The sequence below is a fragment of the Brumimicrobium aurantiacum genome (genome assembly GCF_003402975.1).
GTDB classification, from domain to species: domain Bacteria; phylum Bacteroidota; class Bacteroidia; order Flavobacteriales_D; family Crocinitomicaceae; genus Brumimicrobium; species Brumimicrobium aurantiacum.
The window spans coordinates 565,357-590,994 of sequence record NZ_QURB01000002.1 but is presented as its reverse complement, the minus strand read 5'-3'; the positions used below and the strand labels follow the sequence as shown (position 1 = coordinate 590,994).

At 32.2% G+C, this 25,638-nt stretch carries 25 protein-coding genes, 2 tRNA genes and 1 riboswitch; of the genes, 5 read left to right on the top strand and 22 right to left on the bottom strand.

Annotation, left to right across the window (positions count from 1 at the left end; translation table 11 throughout):
- Positions 1-728: 728 nt before the first annotated feature.
- The 4 genes from DXU93_RS05825 to DXU93_RS05810 all read right to left on the bottom strand — a co-directional run bounded on the left by DXU93_RS05825 (position 729) and on the right by DXU93_RS05810 (position 2,542).
- Positions 729-813 (bottom strand) — tRNA-Leu (locus DXU93_RS05825).
- 96 nt (positions 814-909) lie between these two features.
- Positions 910-982 (bottom strand) — tRNA-Gly (locus DXU93_RS05820).
- 217 nt (positions 983-1,199) lie between these two features.
- On the bottom strand, positions 1,200-1,883 hold the full coding sequence (locus DXU93_RS05815; RefSeq protein WP_116880317.1) for an aspartate/glutamate racemase family protein: 684 nt from the start codon (positions 1,881-1,883) through the stop codon (positions 1,200-1,202).
- Between the two features lie 32 nt (positions 1,884-1,915).
- Positions 1,916-2,542, bottom strand: a complete 627-nt coding sequence (locus DXU93_RS05810; protein ID WP_116880316.1) for a Tll0287-like domain-containing protein — start codon at positions 2,540-2,542, stop codon at positions 1,916-1,918.
- A gap of 254 nt (positions 2,543-2,796) precedes the next feature.
- On the opposite strand from DXU93_RS05810, the gene DXU93_RS05805 reads away from it, so the two are divergent.
- From DXU93_RS05805 to DXU93_RS05795, 3 genes are all read left to right on the top strand, one after another.
- Positions 2,797-3,459, top strand: a complete 663-nt coding sequence (locus tag DXU93_RS05805; protein WP_116880315.1) for a transglutaminase-like domain-containing protein — start codon at positions 2,797-2,799, stop codon at positions 3,457-3,459.
- An 11-nt stretch (positions 3,460-3,470) separates the two neighbouring features.
- The gene (locus tag DXU93_RS05800) at positions 3,471-4,103 is read left to right on the top strand and encodes an SOS response-associated peptidase (protein WP_116880314.1); all 633 of its coding nucleotides are present in this window, start codon (positions 3,471-3,473) and stop codon (positions 4,101-4,103) included.
- A gap of 137 nt (positions 4,104-4,240) precedes the next feature.
- The gene (locus DXU93_RS05795; protein WP_116880313.1) at positions 4,241-4,672 is read left to right on the top strand and encodes a hypothetical protein; all 432 of its coding nucleotides are present in this window, start codon (positions 4,241-4,243) and stop codon (positions 4,670-4,672) included.
- Positions 4,673-4,734: 62 nt separating this feature from the next.
- Here the strand turns inward: DXU93_RS05795 and DXU93_RS05790 are convergent, their stop codons facing one another.
- Both DXU93_RS05790 and DXU93_RS05785 read right to left on the bottom strand, forming a co-directional pair.
- Positions 4,735-6,384 (bottom strand): ribonucleoside-diphosphate reductase subunit alpha, encoded by a 1,650-nt coding sequence (locus tag DXU93_RS05790; RefSeq protein WP_116880312.1) that lies wholly within the window; start codon positions 6,382-6,384, stop codon positions 4,735-4,737.
- A gap of 48 nt (positions 6,385-6,432) precedes the next feature.
- Positions 6,433-7,407 carry a ribonucleotide-diphosphate reductase subunit beta gene (locus tag DXU93_RS05785; protein WP_116880311.1) on the bottom strand — a complete coding sequence of 325 codons (975 nt, stop codon included), beginning with the start codon at positions 7,405-7,407 and terminating at the stop codon, positions 6,433-6,435.
- 94 nt (positions 7,408-7,501) lie between these two features.
- A riboswitch (cobalamin riboswitch) is annotated at positions 7,502-7,643 on the bottom strand.
- Between the two features lie 333 nt (positions 7,644-7,976).
- Between DXU93_RS05785 and DXU93_RS05780 the strand changes: the two genes are divergently transcribed.
- Positions 7,977-8,462, top strand: a complete 486-nt coding sequence (locus DXU93_RS05780; protein WP_116880310.1) for a hypothetical protein — start codon at positions 7,977-7,979, stop codon at positions 8,460-8,462.
- Between the two features lie 80 nt (positions 8,463-8,542).
- Here DXU93_RS05780 and DXU93_RS05775 read toward each other — a convergent pair whose 3' ends face one another.
- From DXU93_RS05775 to trmD, 16 genes are all read right to left on the bottom strand, one after another.
- Positions 8,543-8,842, bottom strand: a complete 300-nt coding sequence (locus tag DXU93_RS05775; protein WP_116880309.1) for a type II toxin-antitoxin system RelE/ParE family toxin — start codon at positions 8,840-8,842, stop codon at positions 8,543-8,545.
- Complete coding sequence (locus DXU93_RS05770) at positions 8,842-9,060, bottom strand: hypothetical protein (RefSeq protein ID WP_116880308.1); 219 nt, start codon at positions 9,058-9,060, stop codon at positions 8,842-8,844. Before DXU93_RS05770 ends, DXU93_RS05775 begins: the two co-directional genes overlap by 1 nt.
- 277 nt (positions 9,061-9,337) lie before the next feature.
- On the bottom strand, positions 9,338-9,904 hold the full coding sequence (locus DXU93_RS05765) for a hypothetical protein (RefSeq protein ID WP_116880307.1): 567 nt from the start codon (positions 9,902-9,904) through the stop codon (positions 9,338-9,340).
- A gap of 158 nt (positions 9,905-10,062) precedes the next feature.
- The gene (locus tag DXU93_RS05760) at positions 10,063-11,202 is read right to left on the bottom strand and encodes a DegT/DnrJ/EryC1/StrS family aminotransferase (protein WP_116880306.1); all 1,140 of its coding nucleotides are present in this window, start codon (positions 11,200-11,202) and stop codon (positions 10,063-10,065) included.
- 52 nt (positions 11,203-11,254) lie between these two features.
- The gene (locus tag DXU93_RS05755; RefSeq protein WP_116880305.1) at positions 11,255-11,857 is read right to left on the bottom strand and encodes a sugar transferase; all 603 of its coding nucleotides are present in this window, start codon (positions 11,855-11,857) and stop codon (positions 11,255-11,257) included.
- On the bottom strand, positions 11,854-12,852 hold the full coding sequence (locus DXU93_RS05750) for a glycosyltransferase family 2 protein (RefSeq protein WP_116880304.1): 999 nt from the start codon (positions 12,850-12,852) through the stop codon (positions 11,854-11,856). Before DXU93_RS05750 ends, DXU93_RS05755 begins: the two co-directional genes overlap by 4 nt.
- A gap of 30 nt (positions 12,853-12,882) precedes the next feature.
- A complete protein-coding gene (locus tag DXU93_RS05745; RefSeq protein WP_116880303.1) occupies positions 12,883-14,019 on the bottom strand; it encodes a glycosyltransferase family 4 protein in 1,137 nt (378 codons plus the stop codon).
- Positions 14,020-14,053: 34 nt separating this feature from the next.
- Positions 14,054-14,986, bottom strand: coding sequence for a hypothetical protein (locus DXU93_RS05740; protein ID WP_116880302.1), 933 nt, complete (start codon positions 14,984-14,986; stop codon positions 14,054-14,056).
- Complete coding sequence (locus DXU93_RS05735) at positions 14,979-16,211, bottom strand: O-antigen ligase family protein (RefSeq protein WP_116880301.1); 1,233 nt, start codon at positions 16,209-16,211, stop codon at positions 14,979-14,981. Before DXU93_RS05735 ends, DXU93_RS05740 begins: the two co-directional genes overlap by 8 nt.
- 111 nt (positions 16,212-16,322) lie before the next feature.
- Positions 16,323-17,111 carry a glycosyltransferase family 2 protein gene (locus DXU93_RS05730; protein WP_116880300.1) on the bottom strand — a complete coding sequence of 263 codons (789 nt, stop codon included), beginning with the start codon at positions 17,109-17,111 and terminating at the stop codon, positions 16,323-16,325.
- 12 nt (positions 17,112-17,123) lie between these two features.
- Entirely contained in the window at positions 17,124-18,488 is a 1,365-nt protein-coding gene (tagD, locus tag DXU93_RS15175) for a glycerol-3-phosphate cytidylyltransferase (RefSeq protein WP_116880299.1), read from the bottom strand.
- Between the two features lie 58 nt (positions 18,489-18,546).
- Positions 18,547-19,827, bottom strand: coding sequence for a CDP-glycerol glycerophosphotransferase family protein (locus DXU93_RS05720; protein WP_116880298.1), 1,281 nt, complete (start codon positions 19,825-19,827; stop codon positions 18,547-18,549).
- 1 nt (position 19,828) lies between these two features.
- Positions 19,829-21,262, bottom strand: coding sequence for a lipopolysaccharide biosynthesis protein (locus tag DXU93_RS05715; protein ID WP_116880297.1), 1,434 nt, complete (start codon positions 21,260-21,262; stop codon positions 19,829-19,831).
- 35 nt (positions 21,263-21,297) lie between these two features.
- Complete coding sequence (gene rfbA, locus DXU93_RS05710; protein WP_116880296.1) at positions 21,298-22,170, bottom strand: glucose-1-phosphate thymidylyltransferase RfbA; 873 nt, start codon at positions 22,168-22,170, stop codon at positions 21,298-21,300.
- Between the two features lie 354 nt (positions 22,171-22,524).
- Positions 22,525-23,607, bottom strand: a complete 1,083-nt coding sequence (locus DXU93_RS05705; protein WP_165851342.1) for an MraY family glycosyltransferase — start codon at positions 23,605-23,607, stop codon at positions 22,525-22,527.
- A gap of 239 nt (positions 23,608-23,846) precedes the next feature.
- Positions 23,847-24,524 (bottom strand): tRNA (guanosine(37)-N1)-methyltransferase TrmD, encoded by a 678-nt coding sequence (trmD, locus tag DXU93_RS05700; RefSeq protein ID WP_116880294.1) that lies wholly within the window; start codon positions 24,522-24,524, stop codon positions 23,847-23,849.
- Between the two features lie 262 nt (positions 24,525-24,786).
- Between trmD and DXU93_RS05695 the strand changes: the two genes are divergently transcribed.
- Positions 24,787-25,635 (top strand): transglutaminase family protein, encoded by an 849-nt coding sequence (locus tag DXU93_RS05695; RefSeq protein ID WP_116880293.1) that lies wholly within the window; start codon positions 24,787-24,789, stop codon positions 25,633-25,635.
- The last annotated feature ends 3 nt before the right edge of the window (positions 25,636-25,638 follow it).

The window sequence follows — 25,638 nt, the reverse complement described above, 5'->3', positions numbered from 1 at the left end:
ATAGGTCTTCCTGACTTTACTAATTCTACTATGAGAATTTTAAAGTCATTGTCATACTTCTTTGCCATAAATCAAATTTAATCATTTCGGGCTTAATTAATCTGTCACAACAAATATAGACACTCCAATCGAAATAAGTTCTTGATTTCAAGTTTTAGAATAAAAGTATAAAGCAAAAAAAATCCCCAACATTTCTGTTGAGGATTTCGTACCCGGAGCGGGTGCCGATAGCTACCGGCATGAACCCGCACTATATTTAATGATTAACTTTTTAATAAAGTCTTAGTACCTGATGAGATTATCGAAATAAGTTCTTGATTTCAAGTTTTAGAATAAAAGTATAAAGCAAAAAAAATCCCCAACATTTCTGTTGAGGATTTCGTACCCGGAGCGGGTGCCGATAGCTATCGGCATGAACCCGCACTATATTTAATGATTAACTTTTTAATAAAGTCTTAGTACCTGATGAGATTATCGAAATAAGTTCTTGATTTCAAGTTTTAGAATAAAAGTATAAAGCAAAAAAAATCCCCAACATTTCTGTTGAGGATTTCGTACCCGGAGCGGGTGCCGATAGCTATCGGCATGAACCCGCACTATATTTAATGATTAACTTTTTAATAAAGTCTTAGTACCTGATGAGATTATCGAAATAAGTTCTTGATTTCAAGTTTTAGAATAAAAGTATAAAGCAAAAAAAATCCCCAACATTTCTGTTGAGGATTTCGTACCCGGAGCGGGACTTGAACCCGCACGGACGCAATGTCCATTGGATTTTAAGTCCAACGTGTCTACCAATTCCACCATCCGGGCAGGACAGTATCTTAATCTTTAAACGAAATTCAATTTACAAAGTGTAAATCGAGCGGGAGACGGGAGTATTTCATGATCCCATTTCCCAACTCTTCGAGCGGGAGACGGGATTCGAACCCGCGACCCCAACCTTGGCAAGGTTGTGCTCTACCAGCTGAGCTACTCTCGCTTGTAGTACGCATCTTTCCTTAAAAAGATGTGACGTTTAAAGTATTTGTTTTTTCAAATTTTCAAAAGAATCGTTTTCCTTTTGCGTGGGCAAAGTTAGTGGTTTTTTATTGATATGCAACACTGATTTGAAAAAAAAATCATCTTTTTTTTAAAATAAATTCGCATTCAATTTTAAAGTGTAGATTTTGAGTGAGTTGGGTTTTGTATTTTTCTTTTCAATTTTCTAAAATAAATTCAATCGCCATCTCAACATGTAACCGTGTCGTATCAATTAATGCAAAATTGCTCTCTTCTTGTTTGATTAAAATAGGTAATTCTGTACAGCCTAAAATCATGGCGTCACTTCCCTTTTCTTCTAAAATCTCCATTTGATTTAAAAAGTAAGTCTTGGCCTCCTCCGAAAAAACACCTTGTGTCAATTCCTTCGATATATAATTATGTATCGTGTCAATATCTTCTTCTTCTGGAATAGTAATCTTTATCGGATAATTATCTGTGATGTATTTTTCTAAAAAACCAATTTTTACGGTTGGTTTAGTTCCTAATAAACCGAGGTTTTTAAAGTTGTTTTTCATCGCATAATCTCCAATGGCTTTTCCAATGTGAAGTATAGGAACCTTAATTTGCGGTTGAACAAACTCATAGACCATATGAGGTGTATTCGCACAAATAAGTATGCCTTCAGCTCCAATTGAGATAAGTTCTTTCGAAATACGTAAATATTCTTGCTTGATTTTTTCCTGATCTCCAGAACGCATCAAGGCTATGTTTAAACTGTATAATAATAGTTCCGGGTTTTGATCTTGACCTATTTCTTTTCCAACTCCTTCATTGATCATACGGTAGTAATCTATCGTTGAATGATAAGATGTACCGCCTATTAATCCTAGTTTTTTCATTTCAATTTATTTACTGTTTTCCTAATCTATCTCTATCGTTCAAATATAATGCTCCAAACTCCTCGTACTTCATTACTTTTATATCCTGTCGCTTTATCTTGTGGATACAATTCTGCTATCATTTCCAACGTTTCGGGTTTTATATCTGTTTCTTTAACTCCGTGACATTGTAAACACATAGCATTGGTCACTATTGGAGCGTAGAATCGCACTTTATTTTCTTCTTCAATCAAAACTGGTGAAATTTCAGGTGCTATTTTTCCAGATGCAATTTGAGATTTAAAGTCTTTAATAATTGCCAATTCTTGTTCACTGGCTTTATTATCTTGATTTCTCGGTTGATCTGAAATTCGACTGATTTTAACCCCCATTTTATTTTGCATGCTGTCGGTTAATGGAATAGCTTGAATATTACAGAATTCAAGTGCACCAATGCTTCCTTGTTTACTTAAGGCACCGATTAAATTCTTTCCTAAGACTTGCTGTGTCGAACTTGAATAAGATTTTCCTAATTCAATATATTCATCTTTTTCTGCTTTTGTAAGTTCAGTTATAGATTCATGCTCGACAGTATTTGACGATTCGTTTTTGTTTCCAGAATCTAAACCGCATGAACTAAAAGTTAAAATTGAAAGTGCTAAAACAATGATAATCTTCATTTTTTAAGGTTTTGGTTCACTAACAAATATAGCAAAAGTAAAAGCAAAAGGTCTGCAACATTAGTTACAGTTAATTAAATAGGGTTTAAAATGGAGTAAACCCGCATTATTCAAAATCTTGCCAAATTATCAATACCCAGAATTGGGGTTCTTAAAAAATGACATAAACGTGCTTAACAATATTAACATCAGTCTTTAATGTTTTAAAACATCAAGATTGGTGAATGAAGTGGGTTAATTTGTATTTTTGAATCATGACAAGCGAAGAACAAGAGCAATTTTTAAAAGCAACACCAATTTTGGAAGTGAATCATGAAAGTACTCAGCATTTGATAGCTGATATAGATCTATCTAATGCTAAAAAACAACAAGCTATTGACTTGTATTTAAAGGTACGTGATGGATTTATTTACAATCCTTATCACTTAGATTTGCGGCCAGAAAAACTAAAGTCAAGTGTGGTTATGCAAAAGAATAGGGCGTGGTGCGTTGAAAAATCGATTGTTTTGGCCACAGGACTTCGTGCCTTGGGTATTCCTTCGAAATTAGGATATGGAATTGTGGTAAATCATATTGGTGTGGAAAAATTAACAGCAGCCTTGAAACGTGAGGAAATAGTATTTCATGGTTATGTTTCTGCATATATCGATGGGAAATGGGTGAAATCTACTCCAGCTTTTGACCCTTTAATTTGTAAGCTTTCTGGTGTAGAACCTTTGGATTGGGACGGAGAAAATGATTCTTTGTTTCAGGCGTATAAAGGCGACCAAAAATTTATGGAATACAAACATTTTTATGGCGAATTTGATGATGTTCCAGTAGAATTGATGAATGCTGAAATGAAAAAATACTATCCTCATCTTTTTGAAAATGAATACAATTCACGTAACTTTTCATTCTTTCATTTGGAATCCTAAAATAGAAAGCGATGTGTTATAATGTTCAACAAAAAGCATCAATAAAGGAATTAACGGAGCAATTCAATGCTACATTTGAAATGCCAGCACTCTACAATCCAAAGCAAAATATCAGTGGTTTTGACCATCCATTATTACCTGTAATCAAAGACGAAAATCCAGAAGTTTTTCAATTTTTAAATTGGGGACTTATTCCACATTGGGCCAAAGATGACCACATTCGTAAACACACTTTAAACGCCAAAAAAGAAACGATTAAAGATGTAGCTTCATTTCGAGATGTAACACAGCAAAGGTGTGTTCTTCCAGTAACTGGCTTCTATGAATGGAAATGGCTCGATGGTAAAGGGAAACGTAAAGAGAAATACTTAATTCAACTACAAAATGAAGCTGTTTTTGGATTGGCAGGTTTATACAGCACATGGATCAATCCTTTAAATGGAGAAAACACTAATTCTTTTACATTACTCACAACTGCTGCCAATGATATTATGGCAGAAATTCACAACACCAAAAAGCGTATGCCATTAATTATGGATATTCAACAAGCCCAAAACTGGCTTCGAAAAGGGGAAGACAAGCTAAGTCGTGATTTAAAAACAACATGTATTGAAAGTGACGGTCAATTGGGTTTGTTTGGATGATTCACCAATTTTATTCTTAAATTAAAATGTTAAGAACTTTAAAATCAGTTGTGTAATTCTAAAAATCATTTGTAATTTATAAGGAGCTGAATTATCTATTTCAGTGCTGACTATTACGAATTAAAATTTTAGAAATTATGTTACAACGTTCACATGCTATTCGAAATGGAATTATTTTATTTCTTTTACTAGGTTTTTATTTTTTAATACTTGATTTAATTGGATTAGCGGACAATGTATATCTTCGATTGGTTAATTATATTTTTATCATTGGAATACTTAAATTGACCATTAAAACCGCTGTAAAAAATGGCGAGAATTATCTTCGAAAATTAATTATAGGTATAGCTACAGTAACGATTGGAATTGGGTTAGGAGCTATAGGTTTATTCATATATCTTAATGGAATAGATGCTCCAATTGAAGATTATGTGGAAGGTCTAATTCCAGCAGATACTTATGCTGGATTAAGTTTTGCTTTATTTATAGAAGCATTGAGTTCTTCTATAATCATTGTTTTTATCATGTTACAATTTTATAAAAACGAACAAACAGAGAAAATCAAATAAAAAAATTACGAATTACGAATTTAGCACATTCGTAATTCGTAATTTAAAAATTCGCAATTAATTTACCCTTCGCAACTAACGCATTCAACAAGGTTTTTAACCACAAACTCTTTCCCAACACTTTGACTTCTTTGGTAGTATAGTGTTTTAACACCAAGTTTCCAAGATTCAATAATTAATTTATTGATGTCTTTTACCGGCAGATTTGCTGGAATATTCAGGTTTAAACTCTGCGATTGATCAATGAATTTTTGTCGGATAGAAGCTTGTTGAATAATTTCCAATTGACTTATTTCCTTAAAGGTTTTGAATATCGCTTTTTCTTCCTGAGTAAGTTCCTTCAAATGTTGAATACTCCCTTGGTTTAGCATTATACTTCTCCAAGTTTCTTCATTATCAAGTCCCTTTTCAATCAATAACTCCTTTAAGTATTTATTCTTTCTCACAAAGTTACCTTTGGCTAAACCTGCTTTGTAGTAATTACTGCTCAATGGTTCGATTCCAGGTGAAGTTTGACCCAAAATTGCCGAAGAAGAAGTAGTAGGCGCAATTGCTAATAGTGTGGTATTTCGCATGCCGTAATCTTCGAGCAATTCTGGTTCACCATAGATATCTGCTAACTCGCGAGAGGCTTTTTCGGCTTCATTTTTGATGTGTGAAAAGATTGAACTCGTTAATTGTTTAGCTTGTAATCCTTCAAAAGGAATTCTGTTTTTCTGTAAGTAAGAATGCCATCCCATAGCACCTAAACCTAAAGCTCTGTGACGTTTGGCAAACCTATTGGCTGATTTTAGATAGTAATTATCTTCTGTCTTCGCGATGAATTCTTGTAAAACAGCATCCAAGAAGTAAATTCCCAATTGTACAGCATTGGTATCTTTCCATTCGTCGTATAGCTCCAAATTCATTGAAGACAAACAACAAATGAATGATTCCTCTTGGTTGGAAGGTAACATGATTTCTGAACACAAATTACTTGAATTAATGCTCATGCTTTTGTCTTTGTAAACTTGAGGTTTATTTTTATTGACATTATCTGTGAAAAACAAATAGGGTAATCCTTTTTGTTGACGAGATTCAAGCACTTTTGCCCAAATTTCTCGTTTTTCCATATCGCCATCAATCATTTCTATCATCCAATAGTCAGGAACACAAACTCCGTAAAATAGATTTTGAAGAGGACTTCCGATGTCTTTGATTTGAAGGAACTCTTTAATATCTGGATGATCGATGTCTAGGTATGCAGCAAATGCACCACGACGCACTCCTCCTTGAGAAATGGTATCCATTGCAGTGTCAAATAATTTCATAAAAGAAACCGCACCGCTACTTTGACCGTTATCTGTAACTGCACTTCCTCGACCACGCAAGTCACCAAAATACCCTGAAGTACCACCTCCAATTTTGGTTTGCATAATCACTTCACCTAATTTATGTGTGATTTCTTCAATTCCATCTGGAATATGAACATTAAAACATGAAATAGGGAGTCCGCGTTCTGTTCCCATGTTAGCCCAAATTGGGGAGCTTAAACTCATCCAACCTTTCTCGATTAATTCAATAAAAGGTTCTTTTAATTCAGGTTTGTATAGTCTTTTACTTGCTGCTGTTGCAACTCTTTCAATGGCACCTTTTACCGTTTCTCCTTTTAATAAGTATCCACGATTTAAAATCTGCTCACTTTCGTCATTTAACCACCAAAGATTTTCCATTTTTTAATTTTAAATTAAATAAGCGTTTTTTAACTGATATTGAGATGATTAAAATAAATCAGCTGCACTGATACTTTTATCGTGTTTGGTATATTCTGTAGGTCTTTTTGCAAAGAAATCGTCTAAAGAATTAGCGAAAATTTCTTCCTCAAACCACGCCATGGGTTGATAATCAAGTGGTGTGATTCCATACATTTTTTCTAAACCAATCTCTTGTAAACTTTCGTCCACTCTGAATTTCATGAAGTTGAGTAGGTCTTCTTTACTTACTGATTCGATTTCTCCATCTTCGAAAATCCAGTCTAATATTTCAGACTCAACAGCGATAGAATCTTCAACGATCTTTTTGATTTCTTTTTGTGTTTCTTCATCGAAAAAGTCTGGATATTCCTCTTTGATTTTATTCACCAAGAAAATCCCTGCATTGGCATGAACTTGCTCGTCGATTGATGTCCATGAAATGATGTTACTTACGTTTTTCATGAGTCCTTTGAAACGTGTAAAAGACAATACAATAGCAAATTGACTAAACAATGAGACATTTTCAATTAGTATAGAGAAAAGGATAAGAGAGAACATGTATTTTCGCTTATCGTCAGACTTTGTATGTTGAAGTGCTTCTTCCAAATATTCTACACGTTTACGAATTGCTGGAATTTCAATGACATGTTGAAACTCTTCATCGTAACCTAAGACAGCTAATAAACGAGAATAAGCTTCAGAATGACGGAACTCACATTCTGCAAAGGTGCTTCCTAGACCGTTCAATTCTGGTTTGGGCATGTGTTGATATAAATTTCCCCAGAAGGATTTTACAGCAACTTCAATTTGAGCAATCGCCAATAAACTTTTCTTAATGGCCTGTTTTTCATTCTCATTAAGGTGAGAATGAAAGTCTTGCGTATCCGCAGTAAAATCAACTTCAGAATGTACCCAATACGTTCTGTTGATGTTTTCAATGAAATCCATTACTTGTGGATATTCAAATGGCTTGTAATTAATGCGTTTGTCGAAAATGCCCATTGTTATTAGTTTTTAAAAGTTAAAACAAGGCATAAAAAATAGGGAAGAAGTGGGAGTTTTTGCTCTCTTCTGAACCTTGTTTTTTATGCGAAAACAAAATTCAATTTGCTAAGAAGTGGGTAATCTGGCTTATGGTTTTAACACCAATTACAGTTGCGCAACAGCTCATGAATTTAACATGATTCCCCCATTTTTTCAATTGACAATTCTAATTGTCTTAGCAAATGGATTTTCGTCAAATATAGATAAGAATGTGATTTTTAAATTGAAATTTAAGCCGTAGTTATAAACAAAATTTGTTGATAAGTTAGGGGATGTCAATAGGAGTAAAGGATGTAAGAGGGGAGCTGCTTTTTTTGAGGATTTAGGCTTTTATTGTGTTTTCTAAATACTTTAAATCGCGTGGTAAAAGTGGTAGGAATGTATTAAATAAAAAATAGTATTTTTAAGAAAGTAAAGGGTTGATTTAAGTTAACTTCGAGATGTGTCCGTTCAAATGTCGGGTTTTGTGGTGACTAGGTTGAAATTTCATTTTAACATAAAAAGCCAAATTAATAAAGTTAAAAAGTATGGGAAGCAATGTAATAAAGTACCAGATAAAATATCATATTGGAATAATTTTCTTGTCTTTTCTGTGTATTAATAATGCAATAGCTCAAGACATTAAACCAGATGATTCATTTTTATGTGTAGTTTATTTTGCAGATGGATTTGACAATGATACACTTCAATTAAAAATAGGTGACAAAACAATATTTAATGAAATTATAGTCAAAAGTAACATGTATTATGGATTGACGGGGGTGGAGGTTTGGATTACTGATAACTATGAATTGTTATTAATTAAAAATAAGGTTGGGGATGAAAAAAATTTAGTAGAAAGAAATAGCGAGTTCAAAGAATTTCTAAGTCAAAATAGTTTAGTGATAACTATAGAGGATAATATGGGCGAGTATAGCCACTATACCGATATTAATGAGATTAACTATATTGTTATTTATAGAAAGTGGTGTAATATTTTTTTTAGCGAATTTTTAGAACAGCCAAGCTTTTAAAAATGGTCTAACCTAAGCTGTCAACAAGTTACAATCAATTTAGGCAAGGTCTTCACGTTTCTTGGGTATCAATATAATAATTACACTTTCGGATATTTCTTTGGATTTTGATATGAGTTACGAATACCATAAATGAAAACAATTTGTTTTTTTTCATCAAGTGTATAATGTATAACATATGGAAACTTATTAATGACTTTCATTCTAAAGCTGTCATATCTAATTTGGTAGTACGGATATTTTTTTAGATCGTTGATTGTTGCATTTACAATTTTAATAAATCGCTCTCCAAGTTTTGGATTAATGTCTGTGTAATATTCGTAAGCTTCATCAAGATCGGCTACTGCAGATTTTAATACACGAATACTAAAAGATTTCATTATTTGATATTAAATTTTTGTTTTATTTCTTCCCAATCTTTAAAATCCTCTTCTTTTGCATTTTGAAGACGATTACGCATGAGTTCTTTTTCTGCCTCAGGAAGTATTATGTTTTCTTCATTAAACTCTTGAACATTAATATAACTAAGCGTTCTTAAGAATTCAATAAGCTTGTTTGCTTTTTTTTCATCAGAGATATTTAAAAGAAGTTGAGTCATTGTGTTAGTTATTTAGCAATTTCTTGGTTTATTTAAAAATGATGGATTTAATCAAATACCATCTTATGGTTGTTGATACGCTAAACCATATTAAGAATTTTATCTTCCTTACACAAATATACAGTAAAAGATGTAATATTAAAAAGTAAAATATTATGTAATAACGTTTTGTAATGTTTAAAGACTATATAAAATACCCTTGCTCTACACGACTAATTATTAGACAGATTTTAAGGATGTTATTGTAGTCAATCAGTTTTTAATTATAAAAATGCTTTTAACTTACCTCATTTACATATTTAATTTGTTGATGATCTATATTGTAATAGTGATTGAATATTTTAAATAAGTAATTAGAGAAGCTATCTTGTTGATAGTCATTAACATGTTCGAGTACAATTGTTTTGTTAATGATCAATTGATGGAGATAAGTTCTTTTATTTCCAGTATTACCTTTTATAATTTTAAGCTCAATAAAAGCCTCATTATTTAAATTTAATTCATGTATTTTTGAATAAAAGAACCTTTTATAAATGACCTTTTGGTTCTCGAAATCTAAATATGTAAAACTGTGTTTTATATTGAAATAATATAAAACCACCACAATGATGATGATTAGCCCTAAGACTCCTGTAAGGGTTGCAATGATCCATTGATCATCAAACAAAGTAAAGTAAATAAAAAGACCAATGTTTATAAGGAGGAAAATAATATTACGAAAGTGAAATTGAAACTTCTCGGTGATCTTGAAATGGTCATCAATTTTAAGTCCATCAATTGAATTCAAACTATCAATAATCCTGTTCTTTAAAGCTGTTTCTCGTATTTCTTTGTTGGTTTTCATTTAGGTTTATTAATGAATTAAAATGTAGTTTTTTGAAGTGATAGTACTGAAAATTACAATATTTAATCTGATTTGCACTCTCACAGTGCAAAATAAACCAAAAAACGCACCGTGACAGTGCGTTTTTTAATATTGTTCTATGTTTTAGTTTTACTTTTCTAGCTATTTACAACTTCCATAATTGCCTTTAAAATTCTATCGCGATCATTGTCGGTTAAGTTAGACCCACTAGGTAGGCATAATCCTATATTGAAAAGTTGTTCAGCGACTTTATCGCCATAGTAATCGCAATCAGCAAATACAGGTTGCATGTGCATAGGTTTCCATAGTGGACGGGTTTCTATATTTTCCTTTTCTAATGCTAAGCGTAAATCTTCTCTAGAAAACCCAGCTTTATCTTCATGAATAAGTACTGCAGAAAGCCAACGATTACTATATATACCTTCCAATTCATCAACAAACTCAAATCCTGCTAGATGACCCAAATTTGACTTGTAAAACTCAAAATTAGCCCTACGCAATTCAACATGCTTATCCAAAATCATCATTTGTCCACGTCCAATACCAGCGGTAATGTTTGACATTCTATAATTGTATCCAACTTCGCTGTGTTGATAATGTGGTGCTTGGTCACGGGATTGTGTAGCAAAAAATATAACGCGTTGTTTTTCTTCAGATGACGCTGTAATTAATGCGCCACCACCAGAAGTAGTGATGATTTTATTTCCATTAAAAGAAAGTATTCCAAATTTTGAGAGTGTTCCGCATTTTTGGTCTTTGTATTTACTTCCTAAAGCCTCTGCAGCATCTTCAATTACAGGGATATCGTACTTATATGCAATAGCGTTGATTTCATCAGATTGGTAAGGTGTTCCATACAAGTGTACACCAATAATCGCTTTAGGCTTTACTCCATGTTTTTCAATGGTACCTTTGATTGCAGCTTCAACATGTTTTGGACATAAGTTCCATGTTTCTTTTTCACTGTCAATAAAAACAGGGTGTGCTCCTTGATACTTTATGGGATTTGCAGAAGCAGAAAAAGTCATAGATTGACAAATGACAAAATCACCGGGTTGAACATCTAACATGATTAATGCTAAATGAATGGCTGCTGTTCCAGAACTTAATGCCGCTATCGATTTGTTTTGCGCAACATACTGCTGCAAATCTTCTTCAAAGCCATTAACATTTGGTCCAAGAGGAGCAACCCAATTTTCATCAAATGCTTCTTGAATAAACTTCTGTTCATGTCCCCCCATGTGTGGAGAGGAAAGCCAAATTTTATCTTTTGCCATGTGCTATATTTTAAATATTGTAATGCTTTTTAGATTCTGTTGGTGTTCTATTTTACCACTCATTTTTATCAAAACCACCAATAACCGTCTGAACAATTAATTGTAGATCTAAAACCAAATTATGTCGTTCCAAATAAAGTAAATTAATTCTAATTTTATCTGGATAAATTACGGTGTCATTATAGTGAATAGGATCTTTTTGCTGCGCTAAAATTTCTTCTTCATTTTTATATTTTAAACTTGCGGGTCCTGTTATTCCGGGTTTTAACTTTAATATATCTCTGTCTTTTCCTTTTAATTGATCAGCGTAACCTGGAACATCTGGTCGTGGCCCTACAAAACTCATGTCACCAATCAAAACATTCCATAATTCAGGTAATTCATCTAGTTTATAGGCACGAAGTTTTTTACCCAAGGGTGTAATACGACTTTCTCCTTTCACAGATACACTTGAGCCACCGTGTCCAACTGACATTGAACGAAATTTGTACATCGTAAAGAGTTTCCCATTTTGTCCAACTCTTTTTTGTTGAAAGATAACTGGTCCACCTGGCATTTTGATTTTAATAAGTATTGCAATGAGCAATAAAACTGGCCAAATGAGCCACAAACCTAATAAGGATAAAAATATGTCGAGTAAGCGTTTTGCAATCATTTCTTTTTTGTGATTAATTGAATAAGTCCAACCAAAGAACCAATTCCGTATGAAAAATGTAAAGTAAGGAAAGCCATAAATAATGAAGGGAAATGTAGTTTATTGTTCATGGCTACTTTTAGACTAATTAGCCCAATTAATGCGGAATATGAAATTAACGACAAAGCAGAAAGAAATAGGAAAGGCGTCCAAATTAAAGCCAGAAGTAAAGGCAAAATGATGGACATTACAAAAATGAAAGGAATAAAGTGACGAAAAGAAAGAGAATCAAGGTTCTTTGTGTATTTCATCATTAAAAGATTCCATTTTCCATTTTGGAAATTGTTCTTTGCCAACGCACTAAATTCTTCTCGTGCAAAATAGGTGCAACTTGTATCTGGAATCAAATAGATTTTCCCTCCGTTTCTTAGGATTCTTTTGTTGAGTTCAATATCTTGATTTCTCGTTAATTTCGGATTGTATAATCCATATTCCTCAAAAACTTCCTTTCGATAACAGCCAAAAGGAACCGTATCAACTGCGGTGATTTTGTCAATTCCAATTCTGAAAAGTGAGTTTCCAACTCCAAATTTATTACTTAAAACTTCACGAATCGCTAAGCTTTTTGGTGTTTTATTGATCACATCCGTTTTACAGACAGCACCTACATTAGTAGCCTCGAGTTCTATGAGGGCTTTACTCAATACAGAAACATAATTGCTATCAAATTGAGCGTGCGCATCAATACGAATGATAATATCTCCTAAAGCAGCTTTTATTCCATAGTTCATTGCGTAAGGAACTGTTCTTTCAGGATTATCTAGAAGTTTTATCTGTGGATACTTTTTTTGTAAACCTTCAATGATTTCACGGGTTTTATCCGTACTTCTTCCATCCACAAAAATGATCTCAATTTTCTCTTGATCAATGTCTTGTTCAACCATCGATAAAATACAATTCTGGATGTATTTTTCTTCGTTATACGTTGGACAAATGATAGAAATTTCAGGCTTCAAGACAATAAAAATTATGAATGAATGTCAAAATTAAGGATTTGTTTTAGAATCCTGCTCATTATAAAGATCAATATAGCGCTGTGCAATTGATTTCCAGTTTAAATGCTGTGCAATTTTTTCTGGATCGAAATCAAAGGAATCATAATTTTCAATAATGCTTTTTATTCCTTCGGAAATTGAAGTTATCGAATATGGATTTACAGCCACACCAATATTTTCATTAAAAACGCCATCTATTCCTTCATTTTTTGAATAGAGTACAGGTAGACCTTGAGATAGAGCCTCGCCATAAACTAAACCAAAAGTTTCTCGAATGGAGGTCATACCATAAATGTGAGCTTGAGCAAAAAGCTGCTCTAGTTTTTCAAATGCATAGATTTTTCCGTGGAATTTAATGTGAGCTTTATTATCAATCAAGGCTAAAACCTTCTTTTCGCATGAGCCTCCACCACCAACGAGGTTAAGTTCGCAATTGACTCCTTGTTCAACTAATTTATTAACAGCTTTTACTAGATTCAAAGTGTTTTTAGCTTCAGAAAATACACCGATGAACAGCAATTTTATTGGTGAATCAATTTTTGTTTTTCTATCCTTTACATGATTAATCCAGTAGGGGTCCAAACCATTTGTGATAACCTTAGTTTTCTCAATGAAATTTGTATCCAATCTTTTGATTTTATCTAATGCCAGTAAACGTTCTTGATACCTCGGTGTGATAAGAATGACTTTGGAGGCATTTTTCAGTATTTCTAATCCTTTATTTTTTAAATGAGGTAATTTCCAAAACTGATTTAAATCTGATCCTCTTACAGCAATGATATAGGGAATATTATATTTTTTGTTCAATTTTAATGCAACTGCACCGTCGCTATACCATGTGTGCGCATGAATCAATTTGATATTTTTAAAGTCTACTTTTGTTAAAATGTCTTTATATATCTTGTTGATTTTTAATGGGAAAACAATCCTGTCAATATGCATGTTCAGGATGTTACTATAAATAATTTTAGATTCCTTTTGTTTTAATTCAATAAAATTTCCTCCGACACTATTTTCATTTTTCACAGGAGTATAAATCGTTTGTTTCAACCCATTTTCGTCTAGGTTTGCAACAAGATTTTTGTAAACTTTAGAATGGGCGAAATCATTTGTGATGTGAAGTATCATGTCAAAATTTATAGTTAATAATGCATATTACAAATTATATTTTGAAGACATCATGTTTTAATGTATTCCAATAGTGATCTCTCACAGCTTTGATTTGAATATCGTTTAAATCTTTGTCAACATTTGAAGAAGCTAAAGTAACGTTACTCATGATTGTGATAGGAATGTTCACCTTATATTTTGAATCAATTTTAGTGATAGAAGTATTGTTTAAATTACTCATCGCATTGAGCCAAACATCGTCTGCAAGTTTACATTTATTCATGAAAACAGTAGCATTAGAAGCTTCTTCTCCCAAAGATTTTGGAGGAAATAATGTTCCACCTCCACTGGTGAAGAAAATTTGATTGGATGTACTCGCACCTTTGTATTCCTTGATCCAATTATGATATGGTGCTAACGCTCCGTTTACTTTAGTCATCATGTGGGCACGGTGACAAATAATATGGTCTTTTTTCTTCTTATGTGCTGACATTAGTTCTTCAATTAAACTAGAAGGATAAATGAAGTCGTCGTCTACAGTGATAAAATGACTATCAGGGAATTCTTCTAGCGTATAAATATACTTTTTATAGGATCTAAGATCTCCATCACATAAATTAATTTCTAATCCCCTTTCTCTCAGTTTCAATAATCTTTTCGGGAGTTGGTCAAGACTTTTAAACTGTTCTTTTGAAAGCCAAAGTATAATTTTATCAGGCTTATAAGTTTGTCTTAACATACATTCAATTACTATCCAAATTTTACCAATACGGACAGGAAAAGTTGTTAATGAAACAATAAGATTAGATTTTCCATCAACTTTCAAACGATGGTTGTTGTGGTTGGTTAGCTTTAAATATATGGGGATAAAAAGATTCGCAAGGAATTTTAAGATAGCACGTTGTGCACCATAGAATTTTACTTTTGATAGGAAAGCATTTTTATTTTCTATGGACGAATAAAGCTTAGAAAAAAAATCAATCATGCTGAAGCGTTGGTTTTTTATAATAACTTACACAATAAATACTACCTATAAAAACCCATAAGACAGGTTGAAGTAAATAATTACTGTTAATCACAAATATAAAAGGAAGTGCGAACAAAGTAGAAACCAATATCGCTTTTTGTTTCAATTCTAGTTTTGGAATTCTTAGAAGCATTTTAAGAATGAAAAAGAGTACAATTAAACTAAGGATTCCTCCAAATTGAATTAAAAATTCAAGAATTAAATTGTGTGGTACAGTATATTTAAAATCTTTAAGAACTGTTTGGATACTTCCAATACCAGAGCCAAAGAAAGGTTTTTCCAAGTATTTTTCTAATGCATTGATAATTATATCAAACCTTCCGTTTTCTTTAACTATGGAGATGTCAGTTTTTGCTCTATTTGAGACTTCTCTGAAGAAGGTTTTAACTTGAAAAATGGCCACATATGCAGAAATTGGGATAAATAGAAGTAGCTTTTTTTTGAAGTGATGAACTTTAAGTTTCTGAATGTAAAACATCCAAATGAAAAAAACGATGGCACCAGCAATAAGACCACCTCTTGAAGCATTAATCATTAATGCAAAATAAGCGTAAGCTAAGATGATAATTCCTAAAATTTGAGTGCCAAACTTTTTATGTGTGTAGATATAAGAATATAAAAATGGAATGGACATGGTGATTACCATAACGTAGGTGTTATAGTTACCAAATGTTACAGAAGCATATTTCTTTGCAGCGCTAAAACTTTGTGTTTGGATCTTAAAGTCATCGGCTATTAGGTTTACACTTAAGTGAATGCCCAAGAAAATTTCTATCAGAGCTATAAAAGAAGTGAAGAGAATTAGAAAAAACCAGCCTCTTGTTAAGGACCTTAATGGGTTATTCGCTTTTGAGTAAAGAATTGCAATTAAAACAAAAACAGACAAATGTGTGAAGTAATAAACGATTTCTTTCAGTCCTTGCTTGAGGTCAGGAGTCCAAAAAATACTAGAAATGATTGCTAAATATAAAAATATGGAGACCGTATAAGCTCTGAAAATAAAAGATCCCTTTGTTGATTTTGCACATTGAATCACAATAAATGGGAGTGAGGCTAAGGTTATAATTCTTATCGGTTGAAACGCATTTCCATACATTCCAAAAACTACTAATGCAATATAACCTATCAAGAAATAATCGTATTTATTATTTTTAGGCGTAGTATCAGTAGGAATAAAATACATAAATTTTAGTCAAAAATTAACGGTATGATAACAAGTTTTTAATATTGGCAGCAAAAGTAATAATATTTGCTGGTATTAACCTTATTACAAGTTAAATGCTTAACGATTTACCTAGATATATTTCTTGATTAAATAAAATAAATTTCCCCATTCCTTTTTAACAGCATAATGTTTTAACTTGGTGTACATCAGTTTTCTAAAATACTGCTTTTGATATTTGTCCTTCATTTTTGAAAGATTAACATCTCTAAAAAATGTTTTCCTGATGTCAACAGTGTTTACGTCACTTCTATTTTCAGCCTCAATTTTATATTCGGCGGTAACATGATTTGATTTTACAATCTTATATTTTTGAGCCAAACGCACCCATAAATCAATATCCTCACCTCTTACAAAGTCTTCACAAAATAAATCATCAACAAGACATTTTTTGTGAACAACAACAACACTTGTCCACATTAGGTGCTCTGTTAATGAAGCCTTAAAATAGTTGTCGACTACATAATCTTTAACTTCAGGACGATTTACATGTTGTTCTCGAGGTATTGAATAAACAAAAGAACTTGTGAAAATATAGTGGTCTTTATAGCGTTGAATTAAATCTACAAATGTTGCCAAATGGTCGTCATTCCAGATGTCATCTCCATCCAAGAATGCAATCCATTCATTTCTAGCTTCTTTAATTCCTTTGTTTCTAGCGGCAGAAACACCTTGGTTTTTTTGGTCAACAAGCCGAATTCTTTGATCTTTGATTTGTTTTACAACCTCGACGCTTCTGTCTTTTGATCCATCATTGACAACAATTATTTCAAATTCTTGAAAACTTTGATTCAGAACAGATTGAATCGTTTCTGTAATACTTTGTTCTTTATTGTAAAGAGGGATAACAACTGAAAACATATCTTAATAAAGTTATTGTTTTTTGATGATTTTCTTTAATTCAGTTGTTGAAACTCCTTTGGTTCTTGGGAAATAACGAACTTCACAGTGTTCTTTTAAGAAATCAAATTTTCCTTCCCAGTCACTTCCCATTACAAAAATATCAGCGTCATTAGAGATTACATCATTGGTTTTTTGTTCCCAATTACTTTCTGGGATTACAAGATCGACATAAGATAGAGACTCTAAAAACTGTTTTCTTCTTTCATAAGAGAATTCACAAACTTTACCTTTTTCAAGATTAAATTCATCTGTAGATAATCCAACAATGAGTCGATCGCCTAGGTCTTTTGCTCTCCTTAGTATTTCAAGATGACCAAAATGTAATAAATCAAATGTACCATAAGTGATTACTGTAGTATAATCCTTACTAAGGAGTTCCTTAAAGTTTAATGAAAGTGTCTGTTTCTTTTGTAAAACAAGTAAATCAATCATTTTGTTGAGTAATGGTAATCTTTTTTGTAGGTCATCAGTTATGATCGAATCGATTAACTTGAGTGTTTTTATGCCTTCCAATACAACGGAATTTTCATTGAACGAAGAATTGTAAAAACCTTTACCAATGAGCAAGCCTAAAGTTCTATTTCTGCTCAAATCATTCAAGGAAGTAAGTGAAATATCTCCGACTCCACAGCCTAAAAATATTGTTTCCTCACGTCCTCCTAGTTTTCTTAATATAATTTTAATTTCAGAAATAGCCTTAGTTAAAATCAAGAAACGTGTATTTGCTGAATTGTATTTTGCATCAATATTACCCAATAGGATAGCGTAAATATTTTTAACGGCACTTAAAATTTCAACACCTTTAATGTCAGTAGTGTAATCAGTGAAAATATTGGTGTTGTCCAACATTTTATCTACAGTTTCAAGCTGTTTTTTTAATGTGAATCCTACGGTGAGAAGGGTGGGTATTCTATTGATCATTTCAGCACTAAAAGATGCACCTTTTAAGGTAATCACATTCTGACTCTCTAAAGATTCTTGCAGGTATTCGACAATGGTTTTTCCTTCATCGAAGATTCCTTTGGAAACATTGATAATGAGTGTTGAATCCTTTAAATGTTTTTTGACCTTTTCAATGGTGTTTTCAATACTATTCGCAGGAATTGAGTAAATTAAAACATCTGAATCAGAAATAATACTATAGTCAGTGGTTGCCTTAAGGCTTTTGTTCAAGTCTTTATTGAGAAAATATTTTGAGTTGGAGTGTTTGTTATTGATTTCATCCCTAACTTCAGTATCTCGCAATAAAATTGTAACCTCATTATGAGGATTGAACGATATTTGATTTGCAAATGCAGTACCAAAAGAACCACCACCAAGTATTGTAATTTTCATATTTTTTTATTCTTGTTTGAAACCGATGTTAACAGACATGTGCCTAATTACTTACCTTTTATTTTTTTAATAAATCTCTACTAAGTTCATCAAAAATATTTTTGGAAGCTAATTTATTGTTCGGCAAATTTAAGAAGTCATTGTAGAATGTATCTCTTTTGTGCTTTAAATTGTCATTTTCCTTGATGACTACTTCTTCTATAAATCTTCGGATATCAGCTTTAGATTTGGCTAAATCTATCACATTGAAAACCTCTTTTCCTAATTCATTGAATTGTGATTTTACCTCCTCATTACTCATTAAAAACTGAACAGGTTTATGGGTGTAAATATATTCAATTAAAAAAGACCCACTATCATGTATCATTGCGTCGGAGGTTAAAAATAAATCGATATATCCTCCTTCGGCTATTTGACCATTCTCCATATTTGCCCATTGCGAATAATAAGCTTCGGTTTTCTCTTTTCCCCAAATTTTATCGTCGCTCAACTTTCCTTTTAAATTAGGATGCGGTTTAAAACAAAATTGGATTTCTTCTTTGTATTCAGATGCTAATTCGAGCATAAACTCTGCATAATCTAAAAAGGTGGAGTAGTCTAATAATTTTTTAAATCCAGGAATTGTATGGTGCGGCGCCCATATTATCTTTTTTAATGTTTTGTTGGTTTTTTTCCAAACTTCATTTGGATTGTATTGGTTGTCAATTAAATTGTCAATACCAGGATAACCGGTCACCACAAAATTATCACCCTTTCTTGGAGAGTATTTTTCAGCCAGTTCTTTATGAAAATTAGTTTCTGTAAAAACCTTCCAACAATAGTTCTGCATATTCATTTGAAAATGAACTTTGTGAAGATTTGAAGAGTTAAAGCCATAAGGAGTGTAACAAGTTAATTTATCCATAAAATTTGAAATCAAATATTGTGGTAAGGTATGATTCCAGGGATTAGTGAAAAATATGATATCTGGATTAAACTCCTGTTTGATGTCTATAAAACTTTGATCTTCATTTCTTGTTTTATGAACAGTATATCCTTTCTTCTTAAAATTTTGATATGCTCTTTCCATTTCTGAGTTTGCAATATCTTCTCCATAGGAAATAAACGGACAAACGAATACCACAGGCTCATAACGCTCATCTTCTTTCAATAAAAAGTAGAGTTTTTCATATTTCCACATTGATTCGTAGATCAGGAAAAATGCCACTTTTATTTTTTCTTTATTCCTTAATTTTAAGACCTCTTTTTTATGCGTTGATTTCGTTTTGGCTATTTGAATCTTAATAAGAATTTTCTCAATCTTATTTTTGATACTTAAAGGAATATACTTTTTAATCATTTTATTTTTTTAATACTTTCAACAATAAAGCAACAACATCCTTTTCGAATAGATAAATAATGGCAAAGTACAATAATAAAAAAGCAATTGTCAATGCCGAAAGTATAAGGAATGGGCTTTCTAAAACTAAGATTAGTTGGGAATGAAGGTGATAAGATATTAGCATCGTTACAGCGCTAATGATAAATAAACGAATGGTGTCCTTTATTTGTTCTTGAACAGAATATGAGATAAGTTTTCCACTTACAGCCATGTTTAAAGCGGTAAAGAAAAATGAAACAGCCGTTAACGAAATAACCAATCCCATAATTCCGTATGGAAGCGCAATGATAATTACAATGATTCCTATGATTTTCTTTATCACTTCCAACTTTAGAAATAAGTCACTTCGCCCTTTTACTTTGAGTATATTTAGATTGTATTGACTAATTGGGCGAATAATTGAAGCAATGGCTAAGATCTTAAAATAGGGGACAGCAGGCAACCATTTTTCTCCAAAAAGGAACAAAAATAATTCTTCTGCACCAATGATTAAAATAAGCATGACGGGTAAAACTGCAAACAGGACGAGTTTCATTGTTGACCGATAAGCTGATTTTAGTTGTTGATCATTGCTAAGATTAGAAAAGAGAGGAAAAGTTACTTTTCCCATTACATAAGACATCTGCTGTACGGGAAATAAACGCATGTTTTCAGCCTGATTGAAAAAACCCACTGAGGTTGGAGAGAAATATTTACCAATAACGATTCTATAAGCATCATTGTAAACTGTGTCTAACAAACCTGAAAGGGTTAGTTTATAACCAAAACTAAAATGATATTTGAATCTTCTTTTGTTAAATAAGAATGAGGGTCTCCACTGTATAAATATCCAGTTTTGTATGGTGAAAATAATGGCTTGACTTAAGTTTAGCCATACCAAACTCCAAACTCCAAACCCCATGTATGCAAGTACGACACCAACAATACCACCAACAATTGTTGAAGGAACCTGAAGTTTCATAAGTGTTTTGAAATTCATTTCCTTCGTGAGTTTTGCAGTATGAACTGCTACGAAAGAGCGAATTACAAAAGTTAAAGCATAAACACGCAGTAGATTCGTGAGGATTTCTTGTTCATAAAATGCTGCAATTGCAGGAGCAGAAAGATAGGTGAGGATATAAATCCCTACACTGACCATCATGTTGGTGAAAAACACCGTTGAATAATCAATTTGATCTGGATTTTTAGTTCTAATTAAAGAACTAGTCATTCCACTATCCATAAGGGTTTGGCCAATTGAAATAAAAACCGTGAGCATAGCAACTAAACCAAATACCTCGGGCATTAAGAGTCGAGCAAGTATAATTTGAACACCAAAATTGATGATCTGCATACTGAATTGCTGCGAGAAAGACCAAATTACGCCATTGATGGCTTGTTTTCTTAAACTCATTTAATGTAGAATGACATTACTTACAGTAAATCAAATTATTGTTTTAGAATATCTTTGATGTAATCGTAATAATTTCCTTTGGTATTTTCTATGTTTTTCATAATGGCATCACTTTCTATCCAACCTTGTCTAAATGCGATTTCTTCCAAACAAGCAATTTTTAATCCTGTTCTTTTCTCTATTGCTTTAACGAACTCTGTGGCCTCCGTTAATGCTTCATGTGTTCCTGTATCTAACCAAGCAAAACCTCTGCTTAAAATTTGAAGTTTAAGATTCTCTTCTTCAAGATAGCTTTGATTTACTGAAGTTATTTCAAGTTCACCACGATCAGAGGGCTCTGTTTTTTTTGCTATTTCAATTACTGAATTAGGGTAAAAATACAATCCAACCACAGCATAATTAGATTTTGGTTCCTTCGGCTTTTCCTCTATACTGATAACATTGTTCTCATCATCAAATTCTGCTACTCCATATCTTTCAGGGTCATTGACATAGTTACCAAATATGACAGCTTTTTTTTCTGTTTCTACAGTTTTAACAGCTTCTTTAAGAATATTTTGTAAGCCAGCTCCATGGAAAATATTGTCACCAAGTACCAAACAAACATCATCGTTTCCTATAAACTCTTCTCCAATAATGAATGCTTGTGCTAAACCATCTGGGCTAGGTTGCACCTTGTAGTTTAGTTGAACACCAAATCGACTACCATCGCCTAATAGTTTTTGAAAGTTTGGTAAATCACTTGGTGTTGAAATGATTAAAATATCTTTAATTCCAGCCAGCATCAATACAGAAAGTGGATAATAAATCATTGGCTTATCATAAATAGGTAATAATTGTTTACTTACTACATGTGTTAAGGGATGTAGTCTTGTTCCTGAACCTCCTGCTAAAATAATTCCTTTCATATCATTAAGTTTTTGTTTAGTGTTAATTTTCTATTGGCTATGTTAAAGAAAGATTAAATCATTTTAAATACTCATTTAAACTGCTACGAATATAAGTAAATAAGCATTATCTACAATAATTAGAAAGCTTTAGAAAATGGAGTTAGGCCAGTATTTTTTTAGTATAATTCTTTAATTTGTTTTAATTATTAATTGGAAAGCAATAGAAATGGTGTCTAAATGAAATAGACCATGAGTATTATCTATTACGTCACATTAAACGACTGATGATTTGATAAGTAGTGCTCTGTTTCCAGAAGCAGATGAAGAAGAATTTGAATTGTTGAATCATTATTGATTCAGATTCAATAATGGTTAAGAACTAATTTTAGAACTCCTAGCATTCATTTTTTGTTGCTTGGAATTTCTTCGTTTTATTTTTACAAACCATCCTGTTTTATTGATTAAAAAGAAGAATAGAGTAAACAACAATAAAAGACAGATAAATAAGGTAAGTAGAATCCAATTGTTTGAAGAGACAGCTAAAAGTGAAATCAATATGATAACCAAGAAATTTGAAACTCCCAGTACGAAACTAGCTCTTCTGTGAGAAATACTGAATTTATCAATTATAATATGATGTATGTGAGAGCGGTCAGGCTTAAAAGGGTTTTTCTTTTTAGAAATTCGAACAATAAATACACGAACTGTATCGAAAAATGGGATAATCAAAATTGCACCTGTAACAATTGGTAGGTTTTCTGCTCTAATAGGCATTTTAGCTAGGTCAGTTGGATCTAAAGATAAAAAAGAAATTGCCATAACTCCTAACATAAATCCAAGAACCATAGAACCTGTATCACCCATAAATATCTTTTGAGTAGAAGAGAGGTTGTACCTTAGATAGGCCAATAAAACACCTACCATTACAAGACAGATTGAAAATAGAAAGGTGTGACTAATTGTGAAAAAAGCAAAGCCAAATGTAGAAAACATTATGATGGAAACTGTTGCTGCCAGTCCATCAATTCCATCAATTAAGTTTAAAGCGTTGATTACAGCAACTAAAATGAAAACGGCAATTGCACCTGCGAGAATCGGATTAATATCTTCAATTCCCATAAATCCATATAAGTTATTAATGGATTTGGAATAATGAAAAACGAATAAAGCAGCAGATATAATTTGAGCTAAAAGCTTTGATATTGGAGCTAATGCAATTATATCGTCTTTTAATCCAACAATAAATAATATGGTGAGTCCAGGAATTAAAGCCACGATTAGATTACTGGCTTCATAAACTGGGTTGGCATTATCAATTCCGAAAAACTTTGCCGAAGCAATCAGATAAAAAGAAATCATTAATACTACATAAAATGCAATTCCTCCTAAATTTGGAGTAGGTACATCATGTGAGGATCTATGGTCTGGTTGAGCAGCTATTTTTTTTGAAATCATCAACGTCCTAATCTTAGGTATCAGGTAATCACATGTCAAATATGAGAACACAAAAAGAATAGCGGTATAGATTAAAAAAATCATTTAATTTAGTTTTGTACTAAATACTATATAAACTTACAATTAAAACAGTTTTTAGAATTTAGCGTTTTTTTTAAATTTAGGTTGTAACAAATGTAATATTTTCTTCTTTAATATCTATAATATAATTGCTATTTTAATTTTCAAAACAATTGTTTTTAGTCCTTTAGAAGATCTGGTCGTCGCTCATTAGTTCTCCTTATTGCCTCGTTTTCTCGATATTCTTCAATTTTCTTAAGGTTACCTGAGAGTAGTATTTCTGGAACCTTATGTCCTTTGTAATCTGCAGGTCTTGTATAAATTGGGGGAGATAGCAAATTGTCTTGAAAACTATCTGTTAAGGCCGAAGTTTCATCATTTAAAACGCCAGGAAGCAATCTAATTAGACTATCTGCAACAACTGCAGCTGCCAATTCTCCACCCGAAAGAACATAAGATCCTATTGAAATTTCTTTAGTTACAAACAATTCACGAACACGCTCATCCACACCTTTATAATGTCCACACAGCAAAATAATGTTTTTAAGTCTACTGAGTTGGTTTGCAGTTGATTGTTCAAAAAGTTCGCCATCTGGTGTCATATAAATGATTTCATCATATTTACGTTCAGATTGTAATTTTTCAATGCAGGCAGCTATAGGTTGAATTGACATTACCATTCCTGCACCACCACCATACTGGTAATCATCCACATTTTTGTGTTTATCTGTAGAGTAGTCACGAATATTGTGTATATGTACTTCTGCCAGACCTTTGTCTTTCGCTCTTTGCATAATTGAGTGGCTAAAAGGGCCTTCAAGTAAATCTGGAACTACGGTTAAAATATCAATTCTCATGTTGCAAAAATAGTAATTAATCACAAATTAATTCTTATTCAAAGAGGGGAGGAGACTTATTTCTAAATGTTTTAAATATTTAAAAGTCCAAAAATGAAGATGGATATTTAAAACCATTAATAAAGAGAAAACTAGCGAGTTATTTACAACTATTAACATTTCCTTTTTTATAACAACTCACGACTTGTTTATTTCGACCTTAAATCTGAATTACCTTTGTCATGTGATTACTAAAACCTCAATACACGCACTTATAAAGTTGATGGATGATTCAGACCAAATGGTTGTGAAACATGCAAAGCACAAGTTGTTAGAGTTTGGTACTGAAATTATACCAAATCTAGAGCGACTTGAAGAAGACAGCTTTGTGAATCCGAGACAATTGGAAAATGTAACAGAAGTTTTAGATGCTTTGCGCTTGCAACACATTAAAAGCAGTCTTAAAGGTTGGTTGCAATCGGAAGATAAAAACTTAATGCATGCTTTATTTATCATTTGTTCATATCAATATCCTGAACTTAAAATAGAGGACTTTACTGCGCTGTTTCAAAAGTTACGTCATCAATGTTGGATGGAGGTAAATTCTCGTCAAACGAGTTTTGAAAAAGTTGAAGCATTGAATAAAGTATTTTTCGACGTTTTCAATTTTGTGAAAGTAAGTGAAATCCCATATTCGCCATTTGACATTTTTATTAATTCGGTGATGGACAGTCGGCAAGGAACAGATATCTCTTTAGGATTAATTTATAGTATAGTTGCCGAATCCCTAGATATTCCTGTTTATGGAGTTACAACGCTAAATAATCGAGCACCTTATATTTTGGCCTATATGGACAAAGATAATTTATTGCCTATTCTGAATTGGGGAATTGAAAATAATGGGGTACTTTTTTATATTGGAATAGGTTCTAAAGGATTGATTATAGATCCAAAACAATTGAAAGAAGCTTATGCTAGTGAAGGTCTACCACAAAATAAATCTCAATTTGAACCTTCTCCAAATACATTAATTATTAAAAAGTATTTGATGGATATCAAAAGAAGTTTTGAAAACCATGTTCAGTTCAGATATAAATTGAATGATATTGATGAATTACTAGAATTCTTTTAAATC

Coding starts and splice junctions, on each gene's coding strand:
- DXU93_RS05765 (WP_116880307.1), bottom strand. CDS start 9,904: ATGAAAACCAACAAAGAAATACGAGAAACAGCTTTAAAGAACAGGATT.
- DXU93_RS05785 (WP_116880311.1), bottom strand. CDS start 7,407: ATGGGCATTTTCGACAAACGCATTAATTACAAGCCATTTGAATATCCA.
- DXU93_RS05740 (WP_116880302.1), bottom strand. CDS start 14,986: ATGATTGATTTTTTTTCTAAGCTTTATTCGTCCATAGAAAATAAAAAT.
- DXU93_RS05780 (WP_116880310.1), top strand. CDS start 7,977: ATGGGAAGCAATGTAATAAAGTACCAGATAAAATATCATATTGGAATA.
- rfbA (WP_116880296.1), bottom strand. CDS start 22,170: ATGAAAGGAATTATTTTAGCAGGAGGTTCAGGAACAAGACTACATCCC.
- DXU93_RS05715 (WP_116880297.1), bottom strand. CDS start 21,262: ATGAGTTTAAGAAAACAAGCCATCAATGGCGTAATTTGGTCTTTCTCG.
- DXU93_RS05730 (WP_116880300.1), bottom strand. CDS start 17,111: ATGTTTTCAGTTGTTATCCCTCTTTACAATAAAGAACAAAGTATTACA.
- DXU93_RS05735 (WP_116880301.1), bottom strand. CDS start 16,211: ATGTATTTTATTCCTACTGATACTACGCCTAAAAATAATAAATACGAT.
- DXU93_RS05795 (WP_116880313.1), top strand. CDS start 4,241: ATGTTACAACGTTCACATGCTATTCGAAATGGAATTATTTTATTTCTT.
- DXU93_RS05770 (WP_116880308.1), bottom strand. CDS start 9,060: ATGACTCAACTTCTTTTAAATATCTCTGATGAAAAAAAAGCAAACAAG.
- DXU93_RS05810 (WP_116880316.1), bottom strand. CDS start 2,542: ATGAAGATTATCATTGTTTTAGCACTTTCAATTTTAACTTTTAGTTCA.
- DXU93_RS05755 (WP_116880305.1), bottom strand. CDS start 11,857: ATGATTGCAAAACGCTTACTCGACATATTTTTATCCTTATTAGGTTTG.
- tagD (WP_116880299.1), bottom strand. CDS start 18,488: ATGAAAATTACAATACTTGGTGGTGGTTCTTTTGGTACTGCATTTGCA.
- DXU93_RS05695 (WP_116880293.1), top strand. CDS start 24,787: ATGGATGATTCAGACCAAATGGTTGTGAAACATGCAAAGCACAAGTTG.
- DXU93_RS05745 (WP_116880303.1), bottom strand. CDS start 14,019: ATGATACTTCACATCACAAATGATTTCGCCCATTCTAAAGTTTACAAA.
- DXU93_RS05705 (WP_165851342.1), bottom strand. CDS start 23,607: ATGATTTCAAAAAAAATAGCTGCTCAACCAGACCATAGATCCTCACAT.
- trmD (WP_116880294.1), bottom strand. CDS start 24,524: ATGAGAATTGATATTTTAACCGTAGTTCCAGATTTACTTGAAGGCCCT.
- DXU93_RS05720 (WP_116880298.1), bottom strand. CDS start 19,827: ATGATTAAAAAGTATATTCCTTTAAGTATCAAAAATAAGATTGAGAAA.
- DXU93_RS05805 (WP_116880315.1), top strand. CDS start 2,797: ATGACAAGCGAAGAACAAGAGCAATTTTTAAAAGCAACACCAATTTTG.
- DXU93_RS05760 (WP_116880306.1), bottom strand. CDS start 11,202: ATGGCAAAAGATAAAATTTGGCTTTCCTCTCCACACATGGGGGGACAT.
- DXU93_RS05815 (WP_116880317.1), bottom strand. CDS start 1,883: ATGAAAAAACTAGGATTAATAGGCGGTACATCTTATCATTCAACGATA.
- DXU93_RS05790 (WP_116880312.1), bottom strand. CDS start 6,384: ATGGAAAATCTTTGGTGGTTAAATGACGAAAGTGAGCAGATTTTAAAT.
- DXU93_RS05800 (WP_116880314.1), top strand. CDS start 3,471: ATGTGTTATAATGTTCAACAAAAAGCATCAATAAAGGAATTAACGGAG.
- DXU93_RS05775 (WP_116880309.1), bottom strand. CDS start 8,842: ATGAAATCTTTTAGTATTCGTGTATTAAAATCTGCAGTAGCCGATCTT.